The organism is Streptomyces sp. NRRL B-24572, assembly GCF_002156145.1.
GTDB classification, from domain to species: Bacteria; Actinomycetota; Actinomycetes; order Streptomycetales; family Streptomycetaceae; genus Streptomyces; species Streptomyces vietnamensis.
On sequence record NZ_MWIG01000924.1, the window covers coordinates 1 to 2,982 of the forward strand.

The following is a 2,982-nucleotide window of genomic DNA, read 5'->3' on the forward strand; positions in this document are numbered from 1 at the left end:
GCTGCGGGACATCGCCGCCCGCACCCGCGCCCTCGGCCTGCAGGGCCGGGTGAACGTGGGGCACGCCTTCGCGGTCGCCGCGCTCTCCGGCGGGGAGCTCGACGAGACGGCGGACCTGCTCGCGGAGGCGGGCGTCTCGCTCACCACGGTCGCGCTGTCCGCGACGACGATCCTGCCGTTCCGGCGGCTCGCCGAGCGCGGGGTGACGGTCGGTCTCGGCTCGGACGGGGTCCGGGACAGCTGGAGCCCGTTCGGGAACGCGGACATGCTGCACCGCTCCTGGCTCGCCGCCTGGGCCCTGGACGCCCGTCTCGACTCGGACCTCGAGGGCTGCTTCCGGCTCGCCGCCGACGGGGGCGCGGAGCTGCTCGGCCTGCCGGAGGCGGACCTGCGGCCGGGCTCCCCCGCCGACTTCATGCTCGTCGACGGCGAGTGCCTGCCGCAGGCGGTGGTGGACCTGCCCCGTCGTGACCTGGTGGTCCGCGCGGGCCGGGTGGTGGCGCGGGACGGCCGCCTGGTCTGAGGCATCGAGGAGTACGGGTACGGGGCGGGGGGCCGGTCCCCCGCCCCGTACCCGTACTCAGTCCCGCTCCACGTCCACCGTCGTGAGCGAGGCGTACCGCTCCGGGTCCGTGCGCCGGATGCGGAGGGCCACGAGCAGACCGGCCGCCAGGACCACGGGCAGCGGCACCAGGAGGGCGGTGTTCACGGCGCCGGTGCGGCCGGTGAGCAGGTCGAAGTGGATCACGGCGAGCACGGTGAGCAGGGCGAGGCCGGCGCAGGAGACCAGCGGCGCCCAGACCACCCGGGCGGCCGAGAGGCCCATCCGGTCGCGCCGGAAGTAGGCCCAGACGGCGAGCGCGGCAAGGGCCTGCATGCCCATGATGCCGAGGACGCCGACGCTGTTGGTCCACAGGAAGACCTCGCCGTACGGGTCGGCGGCGAGCAACGCCCCGGCGAGGACGATCGCCAGGTTGAAGCCGGTCTGGGCGATGACGGCGCCGCCGGGCGAGCCGTGCCTCCCGGAGACCGTGCCGAGGCGGCGGGGCAGCAGGCCCTCGCGGCCGAGGGCGTACAGGTAGCGGGCTCCGGCGTTGTGGAAGGCGAGCGTGGCGGCGAAGGCGCTGACGATGACGAGCCCGTGCATGGCGTCCGCCAGCCACGCGCCCGCGTAGAGCTCGGCGGCCTTGAAGGTGAGCTCCGGTCCGTCGGCGGCGCGGGCGAGCTCCACGGACTCGTCGGTGCCGAAGGCGCCCATGATCAGCCAGCAGCCGAGGGAGTAGAAGACGGCGAGGAAGCCGATTGCGATGAAGGTGGCCCTGGGCACGGTCTTGTGGGGTTCGCGCACCTCCTCGGCGAAGATCGCGGTGGCCTCGAAGCCGGTGAAGGCGCCGATGACCAGGACGAACATGCCCGCGACGCCGCCGGCGGCGAGGGTGGAGGGTGCGAAGGAGGCGGTGTCGAGGGCGGCGGTGCCGCGCTCGCCGAGGATGCCGCCGTCCATGACGACGAGCGAGAGGACCTCCAGGACCAGGGCGATGCCGAGGACCTTGGCGCTGAGCGTGACCTTCAGCCAGCCGAGTACGCCGACGGCGAGGACGCAGAGTCCGGAGAGCAGCCACCAGGGCACGTCGGCGCCGGTGGCGTCCCGTACGGATCCGGCGGCGAAGTAGCCGAAGGCGGCGGCGACGCCGGGGGTGACGAGGTTGTACGAGACGACGGCGACGTAGGCGGTGCCGACGCCGAGGGTGCGGCCGAGGCCGCGGGCGACGTACGCGTAGAAGGCCCCGGCGTTGCGGACGTGCAGGCTCATCGCGGTGAACCCGGCGGCGAAGAGGGCGAGCAGGGTGCCGGAGACGAGGTAGGCGAGCGGGGCGCCGGGGCCGCCGATGCCGATGGCGAAGGGGGCGACGCCGGCGAGGACGGTGAGCGGCGCGGCGGCGGCCACGACGAAGAAGACGAGGTCGAAGGTGCCGATGCGGCCTGCGGCGAGCTTCCCCGCCGCCTCCGGGGTCTTCGGAGCCGTACGGGAGGTGGTGTCGGTGGTCACGCGGCTCCTCCGGCGGACGGGACGGCGGACGGGACGAGCTCCGGGTAGGTGTCGTCGGCGAAGGGGCCGACGACCTTTCCGGCGTGCAGCACGAGCAGTCTGCGGGGGTGGGCGGCGACGGCCTCGGGGACGGAGCCGGCGGCGACCGCGACGAGGTCGGCGCGGGCACCGGGGGCGATGCCGTAGTCGGTGAGGCCGAGCGCGGCGGCGGCCTCGCCGGTGACGAGGGAGGCGGCGACGGACAGCTCGGGGTCGGTCATGAGCCCGGTCCTGAGGCCGATGACCGTGGCGCGTTCGAGCATGTCGGCGGTGCCGTAGGGCCACCAGGTGTCGCGGATGTTGTCGGAGCCCGCGAAGACCCGGACGCCGTGCTCGCGCAGCCGGAGGACGGGCGGCACGTGGCCGCCCGGACCGTTGGTCATGATCGCGACCCCGGCGGCGGCGAGGGCGGTGGCGGTGCGGTCGAGCTCGGCGGCGTCGACGGCGCCGAGGGCGTAGGCGTGGCTGACGGCGACCTTGCCGCCGAGGCCGAGGGCGGCGGTGCGGGCGGCGATGTCCCGCAGCTGGGCGGTGCCGGTCTCGCCGCCGTCGTGGAGGTGCAGGTCGATGCCCTTGCCGTGGCGCTCGGCGAAGCCGAAGACGATGTCGAGCTGGCCGTCGGGGTCGCCGTCGAAGCCCACGGGGTCGAGGCCGCCGACGAGGTCGGCGCCGTCGGCGAGGGCGGCGTCGAGGAGGTCGGCGACGCCGGGCGCGGCGACGACCCCGGACTGGGGGAAGGCGACGAGCTGGATGCCGAGCCGGTCGCGGAACTTCTCTCGGACGTCGAGGAGGGCGTGCAGGTGGTCGAGGCCGGTGTCGGGGTCGACGTCGACGTGGGAGCGGACGTGTCCGGTGCCGAGGGAGACCATCCGGCGGGCGAGGGCGGCGGCCCG

At 75.1% G+C, this 2,982-nt stretch carries 3 protein-coding genes; 1 reads left to right on the plus strand and 2 read right to left on the minus strand.

The features are described from left to right. Positions 1 to 523 (plus strand): amidohydrolase family protein (locus tag CCN56_RS38315; RefSeq protein ID WP_143664779.1); only part of this gene is annotated, 523 nt, incomplete at its 5' end. 57 nt (positions 524 to 580) lie between these two features. Here CCN56_RS38315 and CCN56_RS38320 read toward each other — a convergent pair. Together CCN56_RS38320 and CCN56_RS38325 are read right to left on the minus strand one after the other, a co-directional pair. Then, positions 581 to 2,050 carry an APC family permease gene (locus CCN56_RS38320; protein ID WP_086832266.1) on the minus strand — a complete coding sequence of 490 codons (1,470 nt, stop codon included), beginning with the start codon at positions 2,048 to 2,050 and terminating at the stop codon, positions 581 to 583. Continuing rightward, positions 2,047 to 2,982 (minus strand): amidohydrolase (locus tag CCN56_RS38325; protein WP_086832267.1); only part of this gene is annotated, 936 nt, incomplete at its 5' end. The genes CCN56_RS38325 and CCN56_RS38320, both read right to left, overlap by 4 nt.